Source organism: Pseudomonas promysalinigenes, assembly GCF_014269025.2.
Classification (GTDB): Bacteria; Pseudomonadota; Gammaproteobacteria; order Pseudomonadales; family Pseudomonadaceae; genus Aquipseudomonas; species Aquipseudomonas promysalinigenes.
Genome location: NZ_CP077094.1, coordinates 3,440,279 through 3,464,770 on the forward strand (window position 1 = coordinate 3,440,279; position 24,492 = coordinate 3,464,770).

A 24,492-nucleotide genomic window follows, 5' to 3' on the forward strand; every position below is an offset into this window, starting at 1 on the left:
GTCGCTGGCACATTGCCAAACTGCTGCCTTACGACAAGGAACGCTTCGTGAAAAAACTCGTCACCGCCTCACTGCTCGCCGCAGGCCTGGCCATGGGTAACCTGGCCCAGGCTGCTCCTACCTTGCTCAACGTTTCCTACGACGTGATGCGCGACTTCTATAAGGACTACAACCCAGCCTTCCAGAAGCACTGGGAAGCCGAACACAACGAGAAGGTCAACCTGCAGATGTCCTTCGGCGGCTCGAGCAAGCAGGCACGGGCAGTGATCGATGGCCTGCCGGCAGACGTCATCACCATGAACATGGCGACCGATATCAACGCCCTGGCCGACAACGGCAAACTGGTACCGGACAACTGGGTGAGCCGCCTGCCCAACAACAGCGCGCCGTTCACTTCGGCCACCGTGTTCATCGTGCGCAAGGGTAACCCCAAGGCGCTCAAAGACTGGCCAGACTTGCTCAAGGACGGTGTGCAGGTAATCGTGCCCAACCCCAAGACTTCGGGTAACGGGCGCTACACCTACCTCTCGGCATGGGGTTATGTGCTCAAGCAAGGTGGCGACGAAAACAAGGCTCGCGAATTCGTCGGCAAATTGTTCAAACAGGCGCCAGTGCTCGACACCGGTGGCCGTGCTGCCACCACTACGTTCATGACCAACCAGATCGGTGACGTGCTGGTGACGTTCGAAAACGAAGCGGAAATGATTGCCCGCGAGTTTGGCCGCGACCAGTTCGAAGTGGTCTATCCGAGTGTGTCGGCCGAGGCCGAGCCACCGGTGAGCGTGGTCGACAAGGTAGTAGCCAAGAAAGGTACTCAGGCTGTGGCCGAAGAGTACCTGAAATACCTGTGGTCGCCAGCCGCCCAGGAAATTGCCGCGCAGAACTACCTGCGCCCGCGCGACGCGACCGTGTTGGCCAAGTACACCGACCGTTTCCCGAAAGTCGACTTCCTGTCGGTAGAAAAAACCTTCGGTGACTGGCGTACCGTGCAGAAGACACACTTCAACGATGGTGGCGTGTTCGACCAGATCTACACCAACCAGCAGTAATCGCAAACAATGCTACGGGCCTGTTCGCGGCTAAAGCCCCCAAAAGGATTGCACCTGTATGAGGTGACCTGTTGGAGCGGCTTCAGCCGCGAAGAGCCCGGAGCAGCTAGACCAGTAAGCAGCCTTCACCCAGCGCCTGGTTTTACCGCTGGCGGAACACCAGCGCCTTGAGTCCGCCTTCAGGGTCGGCATCGGGAAATTCCGGCGGATTTTCGAGCCGCTCGACAAAGCCCAGCTCAGGCGCGTGCTCGGCCATCCCGTCGATCAGAAACGCCGGTCCAACCCCAGGATCGTTGACGCAAGCCAGCACCGTGCCACCCTCGTTGAGCAGCTCCGGCAGCCGCCGCAGGATCTTGGCGTAGTCCTGAGTCAGCACGAAACTGCCACGCTGGAAGGTCGGCGGGTCGATGATGATCAGGTCGTAGGGCCCGTACTTGCGCACCTTGCCCCAAGACTTGAATAACTCGTGCCCAAGGTAGGCGACCCTTGAGGCATCGTGCCCGTTAAGGCGGTGGTTGTCCCTGCCTCTGGCCAGTGCCGACTTGGCCATGTCCAGATTCACAACCTGCTCGGCGCCGCCTGCGATCGCCGCTACCGAAAAGCCGCAGGTATAGGCGAACAGATTGAGTACACGCTTGCCCGCTGCCTGCTCCCGCACCCATCGCCGACCGTAGCGCATGTCCAGGAACAGGCCGTTGTTCTGCCGCACGCCCAGATCGAGCAGGTAAGTCAAACCATCTTCGATCACCTCGCGCTGCTGGCAGGGCTCACCAAGCAGCCACTGGCCTGGACTGTCGGGCAGGTACCGGTGCTGAATCAGAATCGCCTGGCCCGTCCACTGCGGGCGCTCGGCCAGGCTGAGCAACATGGCTTCGAGCGCTGGCAATTGCCCTGCGGGCGGCTCGCGAAACAGGGCGACCGACAGCACCCCTTGCAGCCAGTCCACAGTGACTTGCTCAAGACCCTCCCAGCACCGCCCGCGGCCGTGGAACAGGCGGCGGGTTTGCGCCGGAGCAGGGTCAAGGGCGGTGAGCAGGTGTTTCTCGAGGGTCTGTATCGGCGAGGTCATGGCAGGTCGCAAGCAATAAAACAGGCATTCTACTCTCTGACCGCCACCTGCGCCGAACGAAACCACCAGCCCTGCTGCATACCTGCCGCCGCCAGCAGAATCAAGGCCACCCCTGACCATTGCAGCGGCGTGAGCCTGTGGCCGAAAGCCAGCCAGTCGACCAGAATCGCTGCTATCGGGTAGATGAACGACAATGCACCGGTAAGCGCCGTCGGCAGGCGCTGAATGGCGCTGTACAGCAGCACATACATGACACCGGTATGAACCATGCCCAGGGTCACCAGGCTTGCCAGCGCCGCTGGGTCACTCGGCAAAGCGCTCACCCTGGCCCAGGGGGCCAGCAGCAGCACGCCGGTGGCGACCTGAATGAGCGCGATCAGATGTGGCGGTGTGCCGCTGAGGCGTTTGATGATCAAGGCCGCAACTGCATACAAGAACGCAGCGCCAAGCGCCAGGCCGACACCCTGCAGGTAGTCCTCACCACTGCCCTGCCCTGCACCATGGGCACCGATGATCGCCAGCATTCCCAAGAAAGCGACGATCAACCAAGTCAACTTGGCGGCAGTGATTTTCTCGCCCAGGAACACAGCCGCCAGCCCAACCAGCATGAACGGCTGGACGTTGTAAACCGCCGTACCAATAGCGATAGAAGCTTTCGAATAGGAGGCGAACAGCAGCACCCAGTTACCGACGATGGCCATGCCACTGACAATCGCCAGCAGCACTGCCTTGCCCGTTACGACACCCGGCCTGAGAAAGCCGAGCGCCGCGCAGATCAGCAGCAAGGTGCCCGCCCCGAATACACAGCGCCAGAACACCACGTCCAGCACCGGCTGCCCCGACACCAGCACGAACCAGCCGATGGTGCCGGAAATGAGCATGGCTGCGACCATCTCCAACGAGCCCCGACGTAATGAACTGTCCATCTCGCACCTCCTTTGGATGAGGGCATTAGTATGCGCATGGCCACCCCAGGCCATCCAGCGGATAAACAAGGCGCTTTAGCGATTTCACCTTTACTATCAAGGCATATTGACTCAACCGCCTACTGAGAAAAACATGACTGACACAATCGACCAGTTGTTGATCAACGCACTGATGGAAGACTCACGTCGCTCGCTCAAAGCCCTGGCGCAGATCAGCGGCCTTTCCGCCCCCAGTGTCGGCGAGCGCTTGCGACGCTTGGAGGAACGTGGGGTGCTGCGCGGCTATACGGTGGATGTCGACCCGCGCAGTTTCGGCTATCAGCTGCAAGCGATCGTGCGCATTCGCCCATTGCCGGGCCAGTTGCAGGAAGTGGAGCGGCAAATCATCGCGATCCCTGAATTCACTGAATGCGACAAGGTGACTGGCGAGGACTGCTTCATCGCTCGTCTGCACGTGCGCTCGATGGAGCAACTCGACATTCTGCTTGATCGAATCAATGTGCTCGCGGTCACCAACACCGCGATCATCAAGAAAACCTCAGTCAAACGTCGACTGCCGCCGATGGACTGAGTGTATGCATAAAATCGATTTACAGATCTTTTTTTGTACACACAAATGTCACCATAGGTGCCATTTTTGTGTGCAAGATTACAGTTCAATGCCCCGTTAAGTGACACACCCCAGACACCTAACTTTGACCGAACGATCAAAAAATCTTACTTCCTGAAAAATAAAGCTGATTAATTGGTCAACTTATATTTGATCAATAACAGCCACTTAACTTCCATATAGAACTAGTAGCCAAGTTCGATTCCGCAAATCCGTATCCACACTGGCATGGAACTCGCTTTTGTGTGCTTGTGTTTTGTATACAAGACCAACAAAACATAAATACACAATAACCCGCAGCGTCGGCTTGATACCGGCAGCTGCGCCCAGAACCCAGTGATGCCAAGCTGCACCGACGAGATGGCGAGCCCGTGCGCATGCCCGCTCATCGCAGTCCACGTGCATCAGGAGCCTGCCGGAATGAGTACCAGCATCGATCTTGCCCCTGAACTTTCCGTTGCCAGCATTAGCCCATCCTCCACCCATATCGACGGGATGCCGCCCTTGGCGCTCAGCCCACGCCTGCACAACCGGGACTTGGCGCCGACGCGACTACAGGGCCGGCGCTGGGGCCGCTACAGCATCTTCGCGTTATGGACCAATGATGTGCACAACATTGCCAACTACTCCTTCGCCATGGGCTTGTTTGCCCTGGGCCTTGGGGGCTGGCAAGTTCTGCTGTCGCTAGCAATCGGCGCAGCGCTGGTGTACTTCTTCATGAACCTTTCTGGGTACATGGGGCAGAAGACCGGCGTGCCCTTCCCAGTTATCAGCCGCATTGCCTTTGGCATCCACGGCGCGCAGTTACCGGCGCTGATCCGCGCGGTGATCGCCATCGCCTGGTTCGGCATCCAGACCTACTTGGCCTCGGTAGTGCTGCGCGTGCTCTTGACTGCCGTATGGCCCCAGGTGGCCGCTTATGACCACGACAGCATTCTTGGGCTGTCCAGCCTGGGATGGGTGTGCTTCGTGGCGATCTGGCTGGTGCAATTGGTGATCCTTGCCTACGGCATGGAAATGGTTCGTCGCTACGAAGCTTTCGCCGGCCCGGTGATACTGCTCACCGTCGCTAGCCTGGCGGTATTCATGTACTTCAAGGCCGATGCACGTATCGCCTGGTCGGTTGCCGAGCCGTTAGCCGGCTATGAGATGTGGCGCAACATTTTCGCCGGTGGCGCGCTCTGGCTGGCGATCTACGGCACCCTGGTGCTGAATTTCTGTGACTTCGCCCGTTCCTCGCCGTGCTCCAAGACCATTCGCGTCGGCAACTTCTGGGGCCTGCCGGTGAACATCCTGGTGTTCGCCGTGATCACCGTGGTGCTGTGCGGCGCGCAGTTCCAGATCAACGGCCAGATCATCGACAGCCCTACCCAAATCGTCGCCAGCATCCCCAGCACAGCATTTTTGGTACTCGGCTGCCTGGCTTTTCTGATCGTTACCGTGGCGGTGAACATCATGGCCAACTTCGTGGCACCGGCTTTCGTGCTGAGCAACCTGGCGCCGCGTCATCTGAACTTCCGCCGCGCCGGGCTGATCAGCGCAACCCTTGCGGTGCTGATCTTGCCGTGGAATCTCTACAACAGCCCGCTGGTGATCGTGTACTTCCTGTCGGGCCTGGGCGCACTGCTTGGCCCGCTGTACGGGGTGATCATGGCCGACTACTGGTTGCTGCGCAAAGGCCGGATCAACGTACCCGAGCTGTACACCGAGCACCCTGCAGGCGCCTACCACTACAGCAAAGGCATCAACGTGCGCGCCTTGGCCGCATTTGGGCCTGCGGCGCTGTTGGCGATCATCCTCGCGCTGGTGCCTAGCTTCCATGTCATCGCGCCGTTTTCCTGGCTGATCGGTGCGGGCATCGCCGCTGCGGTGTACCTGCTGATCGCCCCGCGTAACCGCCAGTACCACGATGTCAGCGGCGAGTGCATCGCCGTCGACCACAGCAGCCATTGATCAAGGAAGACTGCCCCATGCGTATTCTTATCGCGAACGTGAACACTACCGAAACCATCACCCAGGCCATCGCCGAGCAAGCGCGTAGCGTGGCCGCGCCAGGCACTGAGATCATCGGCCTGACACCCTGGTTTGGGGCCGAATCGGTAGAGGGTAATTTCGAAAGCTACCTGGCCGCCATCGCCGTGATGGACCGTGTACTGGCTTATGAAGGCCCTTATGATGCAGTGATCCAAGCCGGGTACGGCGAGCATGGCCGCGAAGGGTTGCAGGAGTTGCTCGAGGTGCCGGTGGTGGACATCACCGATGCCGCCGCCAGCACGGCGATGTACCTGGGCCACGCCTATTCGGTGGTCACCACCCTGGACCGCACCGTACCGCTGATCGAGGACCGACTGAAGCTCTCCGGCCTGTACGACCGCTGCGCCTCGGTCAGGGCCAGTGGCTTGGCGGTACTGGAATTGGAAGAGCACCCTGAGCGCGCTGTCGAGGCTATTGTCGAGCAAGCCGAACGCGCCGTGCGTGAAGACAAGGCCGAGGTAATCTGCCTGGGCTGTGGTGGCATGGCCGGGCTGGACGAACTGATCCGCCAGCGCACTGGAGTGCCGGTGATCGATGGAGTGAGCGCCGCGGTGACCATTGCCGAGTCGTTGGTGCGGATGGGGCTGAGTACGTCCAAGGTGCGCACCTTCGCTACACCACGGCCGAAGAAGGTGTTGGGCTGGCCGATGAAGTTCGGGCGTTAAGCGCCGCCCCAGCCCTTGCCCGGCGTGCAAGGCAGCCAAATAACGCCAACCACTGCCCGGCTTGCTCGGATCAGGTCGGGCAGTGGTGCTCCCCACCGTTCAGGCCCTGGCGGACATTGCGGCTCAGTAAGCTGGCTTTACCGTCATGCCAAGTCAGGGTCAGCACATACAGCGTATCGAAATCGTCGCCGTCCCAGTCCTCGGTGATTACCCGCTGATCGCCCAACGCCTTGCCAGCCACGGCATTGATCAATGCTGGCAGGTAACCATGGGACCAGGCGGTATAGACCGTGGCATTGCGGTATTTCTCGCTGACCAGCTCAGCGGCAAGCTCGTCGGTGTCGTTGGCCGCAAAGTCGATATTGACCGGCAACCCCAGGCGGATGGCGCTTGGGGTGATGGTCATCAGCGGGCGGATATAGCTGTAACTCTGATCCTCGCTGCCCTCCTCTACATGCCGAGTCGGGTTGGCCGCAAACACGTAATCCGCTTTACCGAAACGCTGTGGCAGCAAGGTGGCCAGGTCGATCGCACGATTCAGGCCCTGGCAATTCAGTTGCCCCAGGCCTTCCCCGGGCTTTTCGGCATGGCGCAGAAACACCAAGGTCTGGGTACCGTCGACCGGTTGAGAACGGCTGTCCAGCACTACCAAGGCCACAGGGACGGCTGCGGCGACCAAGGCCAAGCTGGCCAGTAAGTGGCGACGACGTCGAAAGAAAGCGGGCAACTGCATGTAGGCGGGCTCTTGTGGCAAAAAGTAGCGGGTCACTCGCCACATTGCCCTACGGGATGTGCCAGGGGCATCGGTGCAGTGATTGCCATCCATGGCAACGAGCAGGACTAAGAGTGCCCCGATCCCGTTTGGTTCCTCCCTGGACGTGCATGCCGTTCCCTAGGCATGGGTGAACTTAGCGCCGGCGTGTTGCAAGAATGTGTCACCCTTGGTGCCACTAATGTCATTCATCCCGGGTCAGCACCTCGAGCAACTGGATTTCGAAAGTCAGGTCCGAATTCGGTGGGATCGAGCCCATGCTGCGCTCGCCATACCCCAGGTGAGCCGGCACTTGCAGCCTGCGTGTGCCGCCCACGCGCATGCCCATCAGCCCCTGGTCCCAACCTTTGATGACTCGGCCAGTGCCGATGACGCATTGAAACGGCTTGCCCCGCGACCAGGACGAATCGAACTCGCTGCCGTCGGCCAGCCAGCCGGTGTACTGGGTGGTGATCAGGGCACCTTTGACAGCGGCTTTACCTTGGCCTTCGATCAGGTCGGTGATCTGCAGTTCGCTGCTCATGGGCAGGCTCCATCGTTAAAGACAAAGCCGCCCTTTTCTCAGGAATGTACAAATTTGGCAAGTGATCAGATGTAGATGCTACCGCGCAGGTACAGCGCCGCACGCCCGCTGATGATCACCCGCCCATTACCAGGCACTTCACAGTGCAACTGCCCCTTGCGCGCCCCGCCCTGCTCGCAGGTCAGCGCCGTCTTGCCCAGGCGCTCGGCCCACAGTGGCGCCAGGGAAGTGTGCGCCGAACCTGTGACCGGGTCTTCATTGACCCCCACCCTCGGGCCAAACCACCGGGTAACGAAGTCGAACCCCCGTCCGGCTGCAGTGACCGCGATACCGCGCACGTCGAAGGCCGACAGTGCGGCGAAATCAGGTTTGAGTGGGTCGAGCAACGCAGCGTCATCAACCACTACCACATAATCGTCAGAGCGATATACCGCTGCCGCCTGGCTCAGGCCAAGCGCTTGGAGCAAACCGGCCGGAGCATCCAGCGCTTGCGGTTGCTTGGCCGGGAAGTCCATGGCCAGCAGGCCATCAGCCCCCCGGCTGACCCGAAGCTCGCCACTTCGGGTATTAAAGCGCAGCACCTGGGCTTGCTCCCCGAGCTGTTCGAACAGCACATAGGCAGACGCCAGGGTTGCGTGGCCGCACAGGTCGACTTCGACGGCCGGGGTGAACCAGCGCAAGTCGTAAGACTGGCCGTTGGGCACGAAATAAGCCGTTTCGGAAAGATTGTTCTCTTCAGCGATACGCTGCAGCACAGCGTCTGGCAGCCAGCTCTGTAACGGCACGACCGCTGCCGGGTTGCCACCGAAGGGCTCGGTGCTAAAGGCATCGACCTGGAAAATTTCGAGTTGCATCAAACGCTCCTTGTGATCCGGCAGGGCCGGCGTATGTCATGAACAGACCTATGCATGGACCGGCGTAAGCACTGGCTCACCGGCAAAAAAGGCCTGCAGATTACGTAGTACCAGGCTCACCGTGTCACGTGCAGCCTCCGGCGACTGGCCCGCCACATGGGGAGTGAGCAGCGTATTGCTCAATGCCTTGAGGGCCGGCGCTACTGTGGGTTCTTCATCGAACACGTCCAGCGCAGCGCCAGCGAGCTGGCCTTGCTGCAAGGCAGTTACCAGGGCTTGGGTATCGACGACACTGGCGCGGGCGATATTGACCAAGTAGCCCTCGGCACCCAAGGCTGCGATGACCTGGGCATCGACCAGATGGCGAGTAGCGGCACCACCGGGGGTGGCAACCACCAGAATGTCGACCGCTTCAGCCAACTGCTGCGCGGTGGCGTACCAGGTGTAGGGAACGTCCGCGCGGTGGGTGCGGCCATGGTAGCTGATAGGCATGTCGAAGCCCTGGCTGGCGCGCTTGGCAATCGCCAGGCCAACCGCACCGAGGCCGAGCACGCCCAGGCGCTTGCCGCTGACCGAAGGGCTGATCACGCGACGCCACTCACCCTGGCGAGTGCTGGCGTCGGCGCGGGGGATGTCGCGCAGCAGCGCCAGCAACATGGCCATGGCGTGATCGGCAACGGCTGTAGCGTTGGCGCCTGCCCCATTGGTGACGGTGATGCTACGCGCAGCAGCTGCAGCCAAATCGACTTGCTCGTAACCTGCACCAATCACACAGATGATTTGCAGCTTGGGCAGTGCGGCAATCTCGGTGGCGCTCAGGCCCAGCGGGCCGCGGGTGAGCACGGCGTCGATCTCGGCGCCACGGTGCTCGATGGCATCGGCTCGCAGTTGCGCGGTGGGTGCGCGAATCAGCCGATAACCTGCCTGTTCAAGCAGAGGCAGATAATCATCTACCGTTTCTACCAGCACCAAGACGGTCTTGTTCATGCCGACTCCTCAGATAGGGGAGAGGCATTATGCGGGGAAGGTGAGCGGTACAGTCAATCGATTAAATAGAGATCAACTGTACTGTATTGGTAGAGCCTGGCAGCGACGCATCCCTAGCAGTGCTCACCGCAGGGATGCGCCCTAGGACCGCTATTGGCTGAATGCGCGCCCCAGGCCTCCGGGCACGCCGCTGCTGTCGGTGTCCTGCCATGGGCCATCTGGCTTGAGCGACCAGCTCCAGCCATTGTCATAACGGTAGTAGGTGCGCTGGCGGTAGAACACGTTGGTCTTGTTGTCCAACACATATACCCCAAGCTTCGGGTCCCAGTGGCTAGCCCCGCCAGGCGGTGGCGCGAAGCTGGCGGAGGTGCGCGGTACCGGCTTGGCTGGAGCGCTAGGCTTGCTCGGCTGGGTCGATGGCTGGCCACCAGGCAGCGGTTTGACCACCGGGCCCTGACGCGGCGGCACGGTTTCGATCGGCGGCGACGGCTCCTGGTTCGGTTGATGCACGGTACACGCGGACAAACCCAGGGCTAGGGTCATCAGGGTCAGGCGGACGGCGCTATGCATGGCATTGTTCTCTTACTGGTCAGGGCTGTCGATGGTCAGGTGCTGGGTGCCCTGAGTGGTGTTGGCCAACGGCGGGCTTTGGCCTATCCACTCCCCGCGGGTCGGCTGCCCAGCCCGGGAAACACGTGCAACAAGTTGGACTTCGGCGAACTGCGACAGTTTCATCTGCGCCAGCATCGCGTCCGCATCGGTCAGTTCCACCTCAAGAGGCAATTGCGCCACGGTCACCCGCTTGGCCGCCAGGGGCATCGGCGGGCCATTACTGGCGCGGGCGAAGATAAACACGGTGTCGTCAGGTTTGACCTTGTCTTTGAGCGCAGCCGCCAGTTCCACCCGGACCTTGAGCTGAACCGGCGCAATAGCCTGGGTCTGAGGCTGGCCAAGGCGCTCTGCGGCGCGGTCGATACCGCCTTGCAGCGCTGCGCGCGACGCATCGCCTTCAGGCAGTTGCGTCAGCAGACGGTTCCAGTAGTCGATGGCTTCTTGATAGCGCTCACCTTCGAACGCCGCGATGCCCCGTAGGCCAAGGCTGGTGACTTCGTTGGGGTCGGCCTTGAGTGCCTCGTCCGTCAGTGCCTGGACCTCTGGGCTCCACTTTTTGTCCGCCGCGAAGTACAGCGCCTGTGCCCACTGGCCGAGCAGTTCAGGCTGGCGACCGGCCAAGGCCACCGCGCGCTCGTAGGTACGTGCCGCATCTGCCGGACGCTGCTGCGCCATGTAGGCCCGCCCCAGGAAGTACAAACCCTCGGCCGAGTCCGGCTGCGCTTGTACGGCACGCTCAAGCCGGGAGGTCATCTCCTCCATGGTTTTTGGCGCAGCGGCGAATTCCTGGGTCAACTCGACCTTGTCTGATGCACCGAAGTGCAGGTAAAGCCCCAGCGCCAGGGCTGGCACCAGTATTGCGGCAAGCAGAGGCAGCGCCTTGCCCAATTGCCTCTGACGCGCAGGTTCGGCACCTTCGGTATCGGCCAGCAACTCACGAGCCGCTTCGTCACGCCCCATGGCCAGTTGCCGTTGGTCCAACACGCCAGCAGCCTGCTGGGCAGACAATTCGGCGATGCGCTCTTGGTAAAGGGCCACGTTCAGGGCGGTGCGGTCTTCTTCCTGCTGCTGGCGGCGGCCACGCAGGGTCGGGATCAGCAAAAAGCCGAGGGCGGCGAGCAGCATCAGGCCCGCGCTAAGCCAGAATTCAGTCATGGGTCTGTTCTTTTTCCAGCAGTTTGGCGAGACGTTCGCGTTCTTCGACGGACAGTTGCGCAGCTCCCAGTGCTGCAGCGCCGCGGCGCCGGCGGACAATTACCGCCAGCACAACGAAACAACCGACCAGCAAAATGCCAGGGCCGAACCACAGCAGCCAGGTGCGGCCACTAAGCGCCGGCTTGTAGCGCACGAAGTCGCCATAGCGATCGACCATGAAGTCGACGATTTGACGGTTGCTCTTGCCCTCGCCGAGCATGCGGAAGATTTCACGGCGCAGGTCGGCAGCGATCGGTGCGTTGGAGTCGGCGATGTCCTGATTCTGGCACTTGGGGCAGCGCAGTTCCTTGGTCAGCTGCTGATAACGCGCGCGCTCGGCGTCATCTCGGAACTGGTAGGTGTCGATGGCTGCCTTGGCCACGCAGGTCACGCTCAAGCCCAGCGCGGCAGCTACCAGCCAGCGCTTCATGGCTTGGCCTCATCGATCAAGCCCTGATAGAGCGGCGCCAGTTGCTCGCGCCACACAGTGGCATCGACGATACCGACGTGTTTGTAACGGATGATGCCCTTGGCGTCGATGAGGAAAGTTTCAGGTGCGCCATAAACGCCCAGATCCAGCCCCAGGCTGCCCTGCTCGTCACGAATGTCCAGCTGGTAGGGGTTATGGAACTCGGCCAGCCACTTCTGCGCGGCGGCGTTGTCATCCTTGTAGTTGATACCGTGGATCACCACGCCCTGCTGGGCCAGCTGATTCAGGTACGGGTGTTCGACCTTGCACGACGGGCACCAGGTGGCCCAGACGTTGACCAGCGCCGGCCGCCCCTTCAGGTCAGCCTCGGTCAGGTTGCGGTCGCCTTGGGTGTTGGCCAGGGCGAAGGCCGGGAACGGCTTGCCGATCATCGCCGATGGCAGCTCGTCGGGCTTGAGGAACAGCCCTTTGTAGAGAAAAACCGCCATCAGCAGGAATACCGCCAGTGGCACCACCATGATCCAACGCTTCATGCAGCAGCTCCAGACACGCCCAGGGCCTCACGCACCCGGGTCTTGACCTTGACGCGATAGCGCCGGTCGCAGGCCGCCAGCAACCCACCCAGGCCGGTCAGCAGACCGCCCAGCCAGATCCAACGGACGTAAGGTTTGATATGCACGCGCACAGCCCAGGCGCCATTTTCCAACGGTTCGCCCAGCGCCACGTAAAGGTCGCGGGTGAAGCCGGCGTCGATGCCAGCCTCGGTCATCATCGACTGCTGAACGGTGTACAGGCGTTTCTCCGGATGCAGGGTGGTCACCTCGCGGCCTTGGCGGGTGACGACGATGCTGCCCTTGTCGGAGATGAAGTTCGGGCCCTCGAAGTGTTTGGCGCCTTCGAACAGGAAGTGATAGCCGCCAAGTTCTACGCTCTCCCCCGGCGCCATGCGCAAATCGCGTTCGGCGCTGTTGTTGCTCGATAGCACCACGCCCAGGGCACATACCGCCAGCCCCAGGTGCGCCAGCTGCATGCCCCAGTAGCTGCGCGTAAGGCCACCCACACCCTTGACCAAGCCTTTATGGCGGGTCTTGTCGAGAATGTCGCGCAGGCCACCGAGCACCACCCAGGCCGCCAGGGCGAATGTGCTCAACACCGGCCAGTCGAAGTCGTCCACCAGCATGCCTGCAAGTGGCGCCAGCACCGCACTGCCCAGCAGAACCGGGGTCATCATGTTGGCCAGCCATCGACCAGGTGTGTCTTTCCAGCGCACCACCACACCCAGGCTCAGCACCAGCATCAGCAGCGCCATCAATGGCAGGAACAAGGCATTGAAATACGGCGGGCCAACCGAGAGCTTGGCCCCGGTCAGAGCATCGAGCACCAATGGGTAGAGGGTGCCAAGCAGTATCATCGAGGCCGCCACCACCAACACCAGGTTGTTAGCCAGCAACAGTGTTTCACGGGACCATAGGCCAAAGCCCACCTGGCTCTTGACCACCGGGGCACGCAAAGCGAAGAGCGTCAGTGAGCCGCCGACCACCACCAACAGGAAGATCAGGATGAACACCCCACGCGCAGGATCAGCAGCGAAGGCATGCACGGAAGTCAGCACGCCGGAGCGAACCAGGAAGGTCCCAAGCAGGCTCAGGGAGAAGGCGGCGATCGCCAGCAGTACCGTCCAGCTTTTGAATACCCCGCGCTTTTCGGTCACCGCCAGCGAGTGAATCAGTGCAGTGCCCACCAGCCACGGCATGAACGAGGCGTTCTCCACCGGGTCCCAGAACCACCAGCCACCCCAGCCCAGTTCATAGTAAGCCCACCACGACCCCAGGGTGATGCCAACCCCCAGAAAAGCCCAGGCCACGATGGTCCAAGGCCGCGACCAGCGGGCCCAGGCTGCATCCAGGCGCCCACCAAGCAGCGCGGCAATGGCGAAGGCGAAGGCCACCGAAAAGCCTACGTAGCCCATGTACAGCATCGGCGGGTGGACGATCAGGCCAAAGTCCTGCAACAGCGGGTTGAGGTCACGACCGTCGGCCGGCACTTGCGGCAACAGGCGCTGGAACGGGTTGGACGTGATGATCAGAAAGCTCAGGAAACCGACGCTGATCATGCCCATGACCGCCAGCACCCGGGCCAGCATCACCTGCGGCAACTGGCGCGAGAAGATCGACACGGCGAAGGTCCAGCCACCGAGAATCAACGCCCACAACAGCAGCGAGCCCTCATGGGCGCCCCACACTGCACTGAATTTGTAGTACCAAGGCAAAGCACTGTTGGAGTTGCTGGCAACGTAGGCAACCGAAAAGTTGTCGGTCATGAAGGCGTGGGTCAGGCAGGCGAAGGCCAATGCCAGGAAGGTGAACTGGCCCCAGGCTGCGGGCCGCGCCAGCCCCATCCATAGGCTGTCGCCGCGCCAGGCGCCGAGCAGTGGCACCGTGGCCTGCACGACGGCGAAACAGATCGCCAGGATCATCGCCAGCTGACCGAGTTCAGGAATCACCAATGCCGCATTCATGGCCTGGCCTCCGCGCCGCTGGCCGCCTGGCCGCTTTCTTTCAGGGCCTTGGTGACTTCAGGTGGCATGTACTTCTCATCGTGCTTGGCCAACACCTCGTCGGCCACTACCACACCCTCGCTATTGAGCTTGCCAAGGGCAACGATGCCCTGCCCCTCACGGAACAGGTCCGGCAGAATACCGCGGTAGGTAATCGGCACCGATTTGTTGAAATCGGTGACCACGAAACGCACGTCCAGCGAATCCTGGGAGCGCTGCACAGAGCCCTTTTCGACCATACCGCCTGCACGGATGCGTGTGTCCAGCGGCGCTTGGCCGTTGGCGATCTGGGTCGGGGTGTAGAACAGGTTGATATTCTGCTGCAAGGCGCTCAGGGCAAAGCCCACGGCGACCGCAACCCCGACCAGCAGGCCGAGGATCAGGAACAGACGTTTCTTGCGCTGCGGATTCACTGGTTGTTCTCCCGGCGCAAACGGCGCGCCTCTTCTTGCAGGTAGCGGCGCCGGGCCAACAGCGGGGCGGCGACATTGACCGCCAGCACCGCCAGGCAAATGCCATAAGCCGACCAGACATACAGGCCATGATGGCCCATGGCGAGAAAGTCGCCCAAGCTTGCGAAACTCATCGTACGGCCCTGCGCTTGAGGCTGTTCAACACCTCATCCTTGACCCAACTGGCACGGGCTTCGCGCTTGAGCACTTCCAGGCGCATACGCAGCAGCAGTACGGCGCCAAAAAAGCAGTAGAAGCCCAGTGCCGTGCACAGCAGCGGCAGCCACATCTCGGCGGGCATTGCAGGTTTTTCCGTGAGGGTGAAGGTCGCACCTTGATGCAACGTGTTCCACCACTGCACCGAATACTTGATGATCGGAATATTGATCACCCCGACGATGGCCAGCACCGCGCAGGCCTTGGCGGCGCTGTCGCGGTTGCTGATGGCCTGGCCCAGGGCGATGATGCCGAAGTACAGGAACAGCAGAATCAGCATCGAAGTCAGCCTGGCGTCCCATACCCACCAGCTGCCCCAGGTCGGTTTACCCCAGATGGCCCCGGTCACCAGCGCCACGGCCGTCATCCAGGCGCCAATGGGCGCTGCGCACTGCAGGGCGACATCGGCCAGTTTCATCTTCCACACCAGCCCAACCGCACCAGCCACGGCCAGCAACACATAGCAGGACTGCGCCAGCATCGCCGCCGGTACGTGGATATAGATGATGCGGAAGCTGTTGCCCTGCTGGTAGTCCTCAGGGGCGAAGGCCAGGCCCCAGACCACGCCTGTTACCAGCAACAGGGCAGCCGAAATGGCCAACCAGGGCAGCATGCGGCCGCTGATGGCATAGAACCATTTAGGCGAACCCAGTTTGTGGAACCACGTCCAGCTTATTTTCATCAGGTGCATCCGGTATTGGCCGGGCTTGGTAGCCCGGGACTCGTTATTCGCCAACGCTGATCTTTAGGCCGGCGGCGATCGCAAAGGGGGCCAGAGTGACGGCAAGGGCGGCCAGACTGGCCAGCCAGAGCAGCTGGCCGGTGGCCGGCATATTCTGCAACGCAGCCTGCAAGGCACCACTGCCCAGGATCAATACTGGGATATACAACGGCAGAATCAGCAATGCCAGTAACAAACCACCGCGCTTGAGGCCAACCGTCAGCGCAGCGCCCACCGCACCCAGCAAGCTCAGCACCGGCGTACCCAGCAGCAGCGAGCCGAGCAGCACCGGCAGGCAATGGCTGGGCAAACCCAGCATCAAGGCCAGCAATGGCGCCAACAATACCAGCGCCAAGCCGGAAAAGATCCAGTGCGCCAGCACCTTGGCCAGCACCAACATGGCCAGCGGGTGGGGTGACAGCACCCACTGCTCAAGCGACCCGTCTTCGAAATCGCTGCGAAACAGGCCATCGAGGGACAGCAGCACGGCCAGCAAGGCCGCAACCCACACCAGCCCTGGCGATAAGGTTTGCAACAACTGGCTTTCCGGGCCTACCGCCAAAGGAAACAACGCGACCACGATGGCAAAGAATACCAACGGGTTGGCAAGCTCCGCAGGGCGACGGAACAGCAGGCGTGCTTCACGGCGCAGCAATAGGATGAATACGCTCATGCCGCCCACTGCCCCAGGTTCAATTCGCGGTAACCGCAAGGCTTGCGCTCCAGGGTGTGGTGCGTGGTCAGCACCACCGTACCGCCCTGTTCACAATGCGCCGCAAGGTGTGCTTCCAGTTGGGCCACGCCCTGCTTGTCGAGGGCGGTGAAAGGTTCGTCGAGAATCCACAGTGGCGGGCCGGGCAGGTACAGCCGGGCCAACGCCACACGGCGCTGCTGGCCGGCAGACAGGGTATGGCAGGCAACGTCTTCGAAACCGCGCAGGCCTACCGCTTGCAATGCCCCCCAGATGGCATCGCGGGTAGCAGGCTGATGCAGTGCGCAAAGCCAGGTAAGGTTTTCCTCGGCGGTGAGCAGGTCCTTGATGCCGGCGGCGTGGCCAATCCACAGCAGAATGCTAGCCAAGGCATGGCGCTGCTCACCCAGAGGCCGACCTGCCAGCAGGATCTGCCCAGCAGTGGGCTGCATCAGGCCCGCCAACAGGCGCAGCAGGCTGGTCTTGCCACTGCCGTTGGGGCCGCTGATCTGCAGCATGTCGCCGGGGCGCAGCTCGAAATCGAGGTGCTCGAACAGCAGGCGCCAGTCGCGCTCGCAGGCCAGGCCCGCGGCTTGGAGGTGAAGGGTCACGGTATCGCCTTATCTATATGCGTCTCAAGTCGCCAACGTTGCTGCCGTTATACTGGCAGTGACAGGCGGCAGGCATTATTGCATGTGCTGCCACGCTGCCAAGAGGGCGGGCCCCACAGGTTGTATACAATCATGACTGAAATCAATAGTCTCGGCGCACAAACCGCCATCAATTCACAAGCGATCAAGGCCCAACTGACCGGTGAACTGCTCAAGCTGACCCAGGCGCAACCTGGCCTGCTCAAGCCGGGCGAGACGGCTCAGGCCCAAGTGCTAACGATGCGTCAGAGCGGCACGAGCTTTCAGTTGGTGTTGCAAGTGATTCAGGCCAACGGCAGCCAGACCCAACTGCAGGCCACTGCCAGCCAGCCCCTCGCACAAGGCAGCCAATTGACCGTCAGCCAGCCTGAAAGCAACCGCCTGGCGATCATGGTGCAACAGGCCAATGCCAGCAACGTCGCCACCCTCACCCAGCTCGATACCAGCAAGGTGCCGATTGGCACGTTGCTGCAGGGCAAGGTGCTGACCAACCAAGCATTGCCCCAGGCAGTTGGCGAAGCGGCCAGCTTTCGTTCGTTGGTCAGCTTGCTCAACACCGCCCAGGCTGGCGCCACCCTCACCATCGACAGCCCGCGACCCTTGCCGATCGGCAGTCTGCTCAGCGCTTTGGTGCAGGGCGACCAGTCGCTGCGCTTCGTGCCGCTCAGCGGTCGCCAGGATCAATTGAGCATCGCCCAGCAGTTGCCGGCGCAACAAGGCCGCCAGGCCTCCCTGCCCGGCCTGCTCGCTGCCCTGCAGCAAATTGCCGACAGCCAGGGCAGCGATGGTGAGCTGCGCAGCACTGCCAGCAGCGTGTTGGCCAGCCTGCCAGATGCCCGCCAGCTGGCTGACGGCAAAACGCTGGCCCAGGCCCTGAACAACAGCGGTGCCTTCCTCGAAGCCAAGCTGCTCGGCGGCCTGGGTGCCAACGTCGCCACTGACTTAAAAGCCCAGTTGTTGCGGCTGGTGGCGCAGGCTTCGGTCAACGCACCGGGCACCCCGCTAACAGCAGCAAGCCCGCTGGCCCAGGCCCTGCCAGCCATGGCCCGCAGCGCGTTGGGCATGCTCGATAGAGTAAGCCCCAGAACACCGCCCGGCGCCTTTCCGCTACCGTCGCGGCTGTTGCAGGCAATGGAGGACGAAGGCGACTTGCAACAACTGCTGCGCTTGGCCGCCGCTGCCATCTCGCGCCTGCAAAGCCACGCCCTGAGCAGCCTGCAGCAATCGGGCACCCTGGATAACGGCAACTTGCAAAGCACATGGCAAACCGAAGTGCCCATCCGCCACGGCCAGGAGTTCGTGCCCTTGCAGGTAAAGTTGCAGCGCGAAGAAACCCCGGATCAACAAGCCGAGCGCCAGCAACGCGAGCAGAATGATCCGTTGCAAGCACTCTGGCGCATCGACCTGGCATTCGACCTGGCACCGCTGGGGCCGTTACAGGTGCAGGCACAACTGAGTCAGGGCCGGTTATCAGGCCAGCTTTGGGCCGAGCGTGAGCAAACTGCCCAACTGATCGACCACCAGCTTGGCGACCTACGCGCCCGCCTGCTGGCACGCGGCCTGGACGTTGGCGAGCTAGCGTGCCATACCGGCATCCCACCACAGGGCCCGCGCACGCGGGTGGAGCAACGTTGGGTGGACGAAACCGCATGAGCAGCAAGCAACCGCGCCAGGCCATTGCCCTTAGCTATGATGGCCAACAGGCACCCACCCTCAGCGCCAAAGGCGACGACGAACTGGCCGAAGCCATTCTGGCACTGGCCCGCGAACACGAAGTGCCGATCTACGAGAATGCGGACCTGGTGCGCCTTTTGGCACGCCTGGAACTGGGTGAGCAGATTCCTGAAGCACTGTACCTGACCATCGCCGAGATCATTGCTTTCGCCTGGCAACTACGCGGCAGGGTCCCGGTGGACTTCGTCGACTGCCCTCCCGAAGAGCGCGACATCACCCCGGCCTTGAACGGCTTGCCGCATCCACGCTGAGTGCAGCCGGTACATGTTTAGTACCCCGTGCAAGGCCGAGCTAGGCACCTTTGCGGCTCCTTACGCAAGCAAAGGCCACAGCCATGACCAACGCCTTCATCAATGACGCTGGCATCCAGTTCGCTCGCCAGCACCTGAGCCTCTTCCCACGGCCTGACCGCGCTGCCCACGACGCGCTCAAACAGTGGGCAAGCAACCGCGGCGTAGCGCTTGACCCCGATCAAACCGACGTGGTCACCTTTCACTACCAGCCCAGCGCCGATCGAGTACATATCGACGGTGTGATCACGGCCAAAAGCACGCTGACCCAAGCGATGCTCTCCAATTGGCAGGGCGAGTCGAACAACAACCTGATCGGTGGTCTGTTTGGTGAACCGTGGGCCGGGCATCTGCCAGGGCTTATCACTGTGGTCGATGCCTTGCGCCCGCCGGCATGGAACGCCGCCGGTGCCAATTACCAAGTGTTCAATGGTGTCTTCCGGCGCACCGTGCCACAGGTATATGGCCCACAAACCCTGCTGGGCCTTCCGGCCGAGGATCTGCAGCGGTTCATCTGGAACATGGACTTTCACAGCGCCTACAAAAGCATGCTCGATCGCTACTGGACCGAGGCGCGCCACAGCCACCAGACCTTGGCCAAGATGGCCTTCATCGCCGCCTGCAACAAGCAGGTAAGCGAAGGCAGCCTGGACGACACCGGGCGTCAGCTAGCCTGGCAGGCCGCAGGCCTACTCCCCAGGTCTGCCAATTTCGGTATGCGCGTGCTGAACGTCTATGGCTACAGTGCAACCGACTTGGTGTTCATGTACGACAAGAAGATGCTCAACGCTCTGCTGTATGTGCCAGGCAATGACTCGCCCTTTCACACTGTCGCCGGCCCTGCTGGCCTTAAGGACTGGGTGGCCGAGCAATGCAAAGACCCCGTCAAACGTACCGCCCTGGCCGAGCACTTTGCCCTCGCCGATAGGCCTGACGGCCTGGACTTCAGCGGCCTGCACACGGCACTGGAAGGCCTTGCCGTTTACCCGGCCGTTTACCGGCTGTCCCCCAACCGCCCTGGTTTCACTACCAACGGCGTCTGGTCGCCCCGCACCTATGTCAACTACCGAGCCGACAAGTACAGCCCGGCCATCACCGGCGATCTGTTCCAGGCCCTGACTGACCGCCAGCGGGCGCGCAGCTATCAGGATGCCGACACGCTGATCACCGACGACAGCGAGGTCAGCAAAGGGCGTTGGCGCGGTTACTTCAACTCGGCCCTCAGCCTGCTTGGGCCGCTGGCGATCGTGCTGCCGGAGCTGGCGCCGCTGTTCGCTGTGGGCGGCATTGCTCAGTTCGGCCTAGGGCTGGACGCGGCCATCAATGCCAAGGGGGTCGACCAGCAGGCGGCTGGGGCCGGCGAAGCCTCGTTCGGGGTACTCAACGCCCTGCCGCTGTTGATCGCCGGGGCGGCCAAGGCTCCGGCGCTGTATCGGTTCAAGTCCGAGGGGTTTCTTGCCCCGCGCGAGGTCAATGGCCAACTAGGCTATCCCTTGAGTCCGATGGACCCACCTGTCTTGCCCGCCGACCAGGCCCTGGAATATTTCCAACTCCCAGACCCCGTCGCGCCGCTCGAAGGTGCTGACCAAGCCACTCGTGACGCGATCATCCGCCTCACGCGATTCAACGGCGAACCCGACACCCTGACTGGAGTGATCGCAGGTTATACGGCCGATATGCTTTATGACGTCCAGGCCGATGCGTTCATACAGCGCGGCGACCGCAATGCGGTAAACCCGACACTGTATCGTGGCCAAGTGGGCAGCAGAAACCTGGTGCGAGTCCCCGAAGGCAGGGCGGTAACCGATCAAATGCGCACGGCCAGCCTGCGCGCCCTGGGTGTGGATCTGCCACTGCCGGTAACGGTGCCAGAATTCCCGCTGCAAGCGAGCAGCACAATCCCTGAGCAGATCCTCAGCATCTGGGTGGGCGACCGAGCGATACCCGACAACCTGCTCGCCAACCTCGCCAAAAATAGCCAGACGGTGGCCGGTTCACGTTTCAGCCTGCGCCTGTACCTCTCCAACGAGTCACCCGTTGCTTATGCGCGCAACCTGCAACGCCTGGCCCAGCACGCCCCCAATGTCAGGGTGCTGACGCTGGAAGAGCAGCCGTTCTATGCCCAGTTCAGGGAAAGTGCGAACTATCCTCAGTATCGGGCCGCGATCGATGGCAATGGAGGCATCGGGCGCAACTTCTCCAGCGCAGCGGACGTGTTGCGTTTCCCTTTGCTCAACCATGAGGGGGGCCTGTACATGGACATCGACGACCGGCTGCTGGCCGAGGGTGAGCATGCAGTGACCATCAACGGCCGTAACTATGGGCCACCGGCCAAGGCCCTAGACGCCACCTCCCTGCAAAGCACACCCGATGGACTGTTGCTCTACCCTCCGATCGCCAACGAGCGGATGAACATCCACTGTATCTACAACACTAGCCTGATCGGCAGCCATGCCAATAACCCGACATTGCTGGCGATCAGCGAAGAAATGCATGCGCGGTTCCAGGCCAACCCTGACTTCTACAACAGCAAGCCGGACCCCATGCTCGACCCGGTGGGTTTCGCACGCTACGCCAATACCCTCAGCAGGCTGACCGGGCCAACTTTACTCACTGACATGACCGACCGCCTGCTGCCTGACCTCAAAACGATCAGGCAAATCACCAACCTCGACTCGCTATCGACGATCAATGCTGAGCAATTCATCGACCGCGCCGCCTACAAAGCGGCCATGGAGCGCTACTTGCCACTGAACGGTATCGCCAAAATCGGCAGCAACCACTCGTGGGCCAAGCCTTGAGGCCGTGACGCTCTCGGCGAGCAATGACAAGGCGGCATGACGCCGCCTTGTACGGCCTCAATCGGCACGATGCAATTTGCTCATCAGCTCAGCCTCAGCTTGGGTCAAACCGCAAGTTTCGGTGAGCTCTGCCACGCTGGCGCCCATACCCACCAACCTTGCGGCTTGGGTAAAGGTGGCGCTGCTGGGGTCGCGCTGCTCCAGCTGCTGAAGTTTTTCCGGCAGTGGCGCCACGGTCGCACGCAGTTCATGGATGGCCTCCCCCATCCGCACAGTACCGTTCTGGTAGTCGTCCAGGCGTTTGGCCAGGTCCTTGATGCGCTGGTCACGTAGCGCGTCGCCCACGGCCTGTTGCGCTGCCAGCTCACGCTGGCGTTTGCTGTAGTTGAGGAAGAACCACAGGCTCAGGGCCCACAGCAGCGCCAGGAAGATCACCGCTACCTCGAAGATCAACTCAGATGTTCTCCAGCTCGGACCACTCTTCTTCGGTCATCATCTTGTCCAGCTCAACCAGAATCAGCAGTTCGCCATTCTTGTTGCACACACCTTGAATGAACTTGGCCGACTCCTCGTTACCCACGTTCGGCGCCGTCTCGATTTCCGACTGACGCAGGTACACCACTTCAGCGACGCTGTCGACGAGGATGCCCACCACTTGCTTGTCGGCCTCGATGATGACGATGCGCGTATTGTCAGTGACATCCGAAGGCATCAGGCCGAAACGCTGGCGGGTGTCGATCACCGTCACCACGTTGCCGCGCAGGTTGATGATGCCCAGCACATAACTCGGCGCGCCTGGCACCGGTGCGATTTCGGTGTAGCGCAACACTTCCTGCACCTGCATCACATTGATGCCGTAGGACTCATTGTCCAAACGGAAGGTTACCCATTGCAGGATCGGATCTTCAGAACCTTGCCCAGACGACTTTTTCATTGCCCTAGCCCTCTTAATCCGCCGTTGGCGGTTGTGTTCGCAGTTATTTCTGTGTGGCGTGCAGTTGCTTGACCGCGCCGCTGGCGATCAACTCGGCCAGTTCTGCGACGTCAAGCAGTGCACACATGTGTTCGATGACCGTACCGGCCAACCAGGGCCGCTGGCCACGCTGGCTGCGCCACTTGATCTCGGCGGGGTCCAGGCGCAGCGAACGGCTGACCTGATGCACAGCCAGGCCCCACTCGTAGCCTTGTACGGAAATCACATAATTGAGGCCCTGGCGGAAATCCTCGCGGTAGCGGTCGGGCATCACCCAGCGTGCAGTGTCCAGCACCTTGAGGTTGCCTGCCTGGCAGGTGAGGATACCGAGGAACCAGTCCGGCTGGCCGAACAGCGGCGTCAGCTCCTGACCCTGCAGGCTGTAGATCGAGCCCAGACACACAAGCGGCACCGCCAGGGTGAGCCCGGCCACGTCGAACAGCAGGCATTCGAACGGCTCTGCGGCCCAGGCCGGGCGCCCATCGACGCTGGCCGGCGGGACCGGTGCGTCGTTCATGGTCGCGGCCGGCAGGTGCACATCCACCAGCGGCGCAACCGGCGCAGGCTCAGGCACTTCAGTCAGCACAGGAATGCTCGCCTCGGCCAGCACGTCGGCCTCGACCACTGTCACCACCGGCTCTTGCACCGGCAGCACAGCGGGCAGCACCCTTAGCTGGGGCTCGGCGAAAGGCGGCGCCAGCTGCGGTGCCTGGCGGGCATCACGTGCCTGCTCTTCACGCACCGCTGCGGCAAATTCGTCATCGGCGCGGCTCGCTTCGGCCAGCGCTGGCAGTTCGAGGCCTTGCTCTGCCTCGGTGGCCTCCTGCAACAGCCCATCAAGGTAGGACTGCAGGGCCATTTGCGGCTTGGTGCCAACCAGTAGAGTCATGAAACCACCTGCGCGGCCGGCTTGTAGGTGAGCATATGCTTGAGCAGTGCTCGGTAGGCAATCACACCACGGCTCTTGTTGTCGAACTGCGAAGGCGTGACGCCATTGCGGCTGGCATCGCGCAGACGCGTGTCGACCGGGATGTAACCCTGCCAGACTTGCTGCTCATAGGTATCGCGAAGCACCTTCAACGTGCCCAGCGAGGCCTGGGTACGGCGATCAAACAGGGTCGGCACGATCTGGTAGGGCAACGCTTGTTTGCGCGAGCGGTTGACCATGGCCAAGGTGCCGATCATGCGCTCCAAGCCCTTGACCGCGAGAAACTCGGTTTGCACCGGAATCACCAACTGCTGGCTGGCCGCCAAGGCATTGACCATCAACACGCCAAGCAAGGGCGGGCTGTCGATCAACGCGAAGTCGAAATCCTGCCACAACTGCGCCAGACTCTTGGCGATCACCAGGCCCAGGCCACTCTGCCCCGGCGACTGGCGCTCCAGCACAGCCAGCGCGGTGCTAGAGGGCAACAACGAAATACGTTCATCGCTGGTCGACAACAGCAACTGCCCCGGCAGGCCTTCAGGAACGCTGCCTTTGTGCTGGAACAGGTCGAAACAGCTGTGCTCCAGCGCGTCCGGGTTGTGCCCGAAATAGCTGGTCATCGAGCCATGCGGGTCGAGATCGACGACGACCACGCGCTTGCCGGCCTCGGCCAGCAGGCCGGCCAGGGCGATGGTCGTCGTGGTCTTGCCCACGCCACCTTTTTGATTGGCTACTGCCCAGACTCTCATGGCAC

Annotated in this window: 27 protein-coding genes; 7 read left to right on the top strand and 20 right to left on the bottom strand. The window is 61.8% G+C overall.

Going from position 1 to position 24,492, the window contains the following annotated elements; all coding sequences use genetic code 11:
• The first annotated feature begins 47 nt into the window (after positions 1-47).
• Positions 48-1,049: a sulfate ABC transporter substrate-binding protein gene (locus HU725_RS15705; RefSeq protein ID WP_186478481.1), complete on the top strand. Its 1,002-nt coding sequence runs from the start codon at positions 48-50 to the stop codon at positions 1,047-1,049.
• A gap of 142 nt (positions 1,050-1,191) precedes the next feature.
• Here the strand turns inward: HU725_RS15705 and HU725_RS15710 are convergent, their stop codons facing one another.
• A complete protein-coding gene (locus tag HU725_RS15710; RefSeq protein ID WP_186478482.1) occupies positions 1,192-2,118 on the bottom strand; it encodes a class I SAM-dependent methyltransferase in 927 nt (308 codons plus the stop codon).
• Between the two features lie 29 nt (positions 2,119-2,147).
• Positions 2,148-3,044 carry a DMT family transporter gene (locus tag HU725_RS15715; protein ID WP_186478483.1) on the bottom strand — a complete coding sequence of 299 codons (897 nt, stop codon included), beginning with the start codon at positions 3,042-3,044 and terminating at the stop codon, positions 2,148-2,150.
• 133 nt (positions 3,045-3,177) lie between these two features.
• Here HU725_RS15715 and HU725_RS15720 point away from each other — a divergent pair, with 133 nt between their 5' ends.
• The 3 genes from HU725_RS15720 to HU725_RS15730 all read left to right on the top strand — a co-directional run bounded on the left by HU725_RS15720 (position 3,178) and on the right by HU725_RS15730 (position 6,353).
• On the top strand, positions 3,178-3,615 hold the full coding sequence (locus tag HU725_RS15720) for an Lrp/AsnC family transcriptional regulator (protein WP_186478484.1): 438 nt from the start codon (positions 3,178-3,180) through the stop codon (positions 3,613-3,615).
• Between the two features lie 459 nt (positions 3,616-4,074).
• Positions 4,075-5,607 (top strand): NCS1 family nucleobase:cation symporter-1, encoded by a 1,533-nt coding sequence (locus tag HU725_RS15725; RefSeq protein ID WP_186478485.1) that lies wholly within the window; start codon positions 4,075-4,077, stop codon positions 5,605-5,607.
• 17 nt (positions 5,608-5,624) lie between these two features.
• Positions 5,625-6,353: an aspartate/glutamate racemase family protein gene (locus HU725_RS15730; RefSeq protein WP_060476879.1), complete on the top strand. Its 729-nt coding sequence runs from the start codon at positions 5,625-5,627 to the stop codon at positions 6,351-6,353.
• Positions 6,354-6,423: 70 nt separating this feature from the next.
• Here HU725_RS15730 and HU725_RS15735 read toward each other — a convergent pair whose 3' ends face one another.
• From HU725_RS15735 to ccmA, 14 genes are all read right to left on the bottom strand, one after another.
• Positions 6,424-7,086 carry a histidine phosphatase family protein gene (locus tag HU725_RS15735; protein WP_186478486.1) on the bottom strand — a complete coding sequence of 221 codons (663 nt, stop codon included), beginning with the start codon at positions 7,084-7,086 and terminating at the stop codon, positions 6,424-6,426.
• 223 nt (positions 7,087-7,309) lie between these two features.
• Positions 7,310-7,648, bottom strand: coding sequence for an FKBP-type peptidyl-prolyl cis-trans isomerase (locus HU725_RS15740; RefSeq protein ID WP_060476881.1), 339 nt, complete (start codon positions 7,646-7,648; stop codon positions 7,310-7,312).
• A gap of 65 nt (positions 7,649-7,713) precedes the next feature.
• Positions 7,714-8,502 carry a PhzF family phenazine biosynthesis protein gene (locus HU725_RS15745; RefSeq protein ID WP_186478487.1) on the bottom strand — a complete coding sequence of 263 codons (789 nt, stop codon included), beginning with the start codon at positions 8,500-8,502 and terminating at the stop codon, positions 7,714-7,716.
• 48 nt (positions 8,503-8,550) lie between these two features.
• A complete protein-coding gene (locus tag HU725_RS15750; protein WP_186478488.1) occupies positions 8,551-9,489 on the bottom strand; it encodes a 2-hydroxyacid dehydrogenase in 939 nt (312 codons plus the stop codon).
• 150 nt (positions 9,490-9,639) lie between these two features.
• A complete protein-coding gene (locus HU725_RS15755; RefSeq protein ID WP_186478489.1) occupies positions 9,640-10,059 on the bottom strand; it encodes a hypothetical protein in 420 nt (139 codons plus the stop codon).
• A gap of 12 nt (positions 10,060-10,071) precedes the next feature.
• The gene (gene ccmI / locus HU725_RS15760) at positions 10,072-11,256 is read right to left on the bottom strand and encodes a c-type cytochrome biogenesis protein CcmI (protein WP_186478490.1); all 1,185 of its coding nucleotides are present in this window, start codon (positions 11,254-11,256) and stop codon (positions 10,072-10,074) included.
• Entirely contained in the window at positions 11,249-11,725 is a 477-nt protein-coding gene (locus HU725_RS15765; RefSeq protein WP_186478491.1) for a cytochrome c-type biogenesis protein, read from the bottom strand. The genes ccmI and HU725_RS15765 overlap by 8 nt, the downstream gene beginning before the upstream one ends.
• Positions 11,722-12,258: a DsbE family thiol:disulfide interchange protein gene (locus tag HU725_RS15770; protein WP_060476887.1), complete on the bottom strand. Its 537-nt coding sequence runs from the start codon at positions 12,256-12,258 to the stop codon at positions 11,722-11,724. Before HU725_RS15770 ends, HU725_RS15765 begins: the two co-directional genes overlap by 4 nt.
• Positions 12,255-14,228: a heme lyase CcmF/NrfE family subunit gene (locus tag HU725_RS15775; protein WP_186478513.1), complete on the bottom strand. Its 1,974-nt coding sequence runs from the start codon at positions 14,226-14,228 to the stop codon at positions 12,255-12,257. The genes HU725_RS15770 and HU725_RS15775 overlap by 4 nt, the downstream gene beginning before the upstream one ends.
• Before the next feature lie 11 nt (positions 14,229-14,239).
• Entirely contained in the window at positions 14,240-14,695 is a 456-nt protein-coding gene (ccmE, locus tag HU725_RS15780) for a cytochrome c maturation protein CcmE (protein ID WP_060476889.1), read from the bottom strand.
• Positions 14,692-14,868: a heme exporter protein CcmD gene (gene ccmD / locus HU725_RS15785; protein WP_060476890.1), complete on the bottom strand. Its 177-nt coding sequence runs from the start codon at positions 14,866-14,868 to the stop codon at positions 14,692-14,694. Before ccmD ends, ccmE begins: the two co-directional genes overlap by 4 nt.
• Positions 14,865-15,632 carry a heme ABC transporter permease gene (locus tag HU725_RS15790; RefSeq protein ID WP_186478492.1) on the bottom strand — a complete coding sequence of 256 codons (768 nt, stop codon included), beginning with the start codon at positions 15,630-15,632 and terminating at the stop codon, positions 14,865-14,867. Before HU725_RS15790 ends, ccmD begins: the two co-directional genes overlap by 4 nt.
• Before the next feature lie 43 nt (positions 15,633-15,675).
• A complete protein-coding gene (gene ccmB / locus HU725_RS15795; RefSeq protein ID WP_060476976.1) occupies positions 15,676-16,344 on the bottom strand; it encodes a heme exporter protein CcmB in 669 nt (222 codons plus the stop codon).
• Positions 16,341-16,973 (bottom strand): cytochrome c biogenesis heme-transporting ATPase CcmA, encoded by a 633-nt coding sequence (ccmA, locus tag HU725_RS15800; protein WP_186478493.1) that lies wholly within the window; start codon positions 16,971-16,973, stop codon positions 16,341-16,343. The genes ccmB and ccmA overlap by 4 nt, the downstream gene beginning before the upstream one ends.
• Before the next feature lie 132 nt (positions 16,974-17,105).
• Here ccmA and fliK point away from each other — a divergent pair, with 132 nt between their 5' ends.
• The 3 genes from fliK (at position 17,106) to HU725_RS15815 (ending at position 21,837) form a co-directional block, all read left to right on the top strand.
• Positions 17,106-18,665, top strand: a complete 1,560-nt coding sequence (gene fliK, locus HU725_RS15805) for a flagellar hook-length control protein FliK (protein WP_186478494.1) — start codon at positions 17,106-17,108, stop codon at positions 18,663-18,665.
• On the top strand, positions 18,662-18,997 hold the full coding sequence (locus tag HU725_RS15810; protein ID WP_060476893.1) for an EscU/YscU/HrcU family type III secretion system export apparatus switch protein: 336 nt from the start codon (positions 18,662-18,664) through the stop codon (positions 18,995-18,997). The genes fliK and HU725_RS15810 overlap by 4 nt, the downstream gene beginning before the upstream one ends.
• 83 nt (positions 18,998-19,080) lie before the next feature.
• Entirely contained in the window at positions 19,081-21,837 is a 2,757-nt protein-coding gene (locus tag HU725_RS15815; RefSeq protein ID WP_186478495.1) for a dermonecrotic toxin domain-containing protein, read from the top strand.
• A gap of 57 nt (positions 21,838-21,894) precedes the next feature.
• On the opposite strand, the gene HU725_RS15820 is transcribed toward HU725_RS15815, so the two are convergent.
• From HU725_RS15820 to HU725_RS15835, 4 genes are read right to left on the bottom strand one after another with little or no spacing between them, the layout of a single operon-like run.
• Positions 21,895-22,290, bottom strand: a complete 396-nt coding sequence (locus tag HU725_RS15820; protein ID WP_060476895.1) for a DUF2802 domain-containing protein — start codon at positions 22,288-22,290, stop codon at positions 21,895-21,897.
• 1 nt (position 22,291) lies between these two features.
• Positions 22,292-22,771, bottom strand: a complete 480-nt coding sequence (locus HU725_RS15825) for a chemotaxis protein CheW (RefSeq protein ID WP_060476896.1) — start codon at positions 22,769-22,771, stop codon at positions 22,292-22,294.
• A gap of 43 nt (positions 22,772-22,814) precedes the next feature.
• Entirely contained in the window at positions 22,815-23,699 is an 885-nt protein-coding gene (locus HU725_RS15830; protein ID WP_186478496.1) for a CheW domain-containing protein, read from the bottom strand.
• Positions 23,696-24,487 (bottom strand): ParA family protein, encoded by a 792-nt coding sequence (locus HU725_RS15835; protein ID WP_186478497.1) that lies wholly within the window; start codon positions 24,485-24,487, stop codon positions 23,696-23,698. The genes HU725_RS15830 and HU725_RS15835 overlap by 4 nt, the downstream gene beginning before the upstream one ends.
• Between the last annotated feature and the right edge of the window lie 5 nt (positions 24,488-24,492).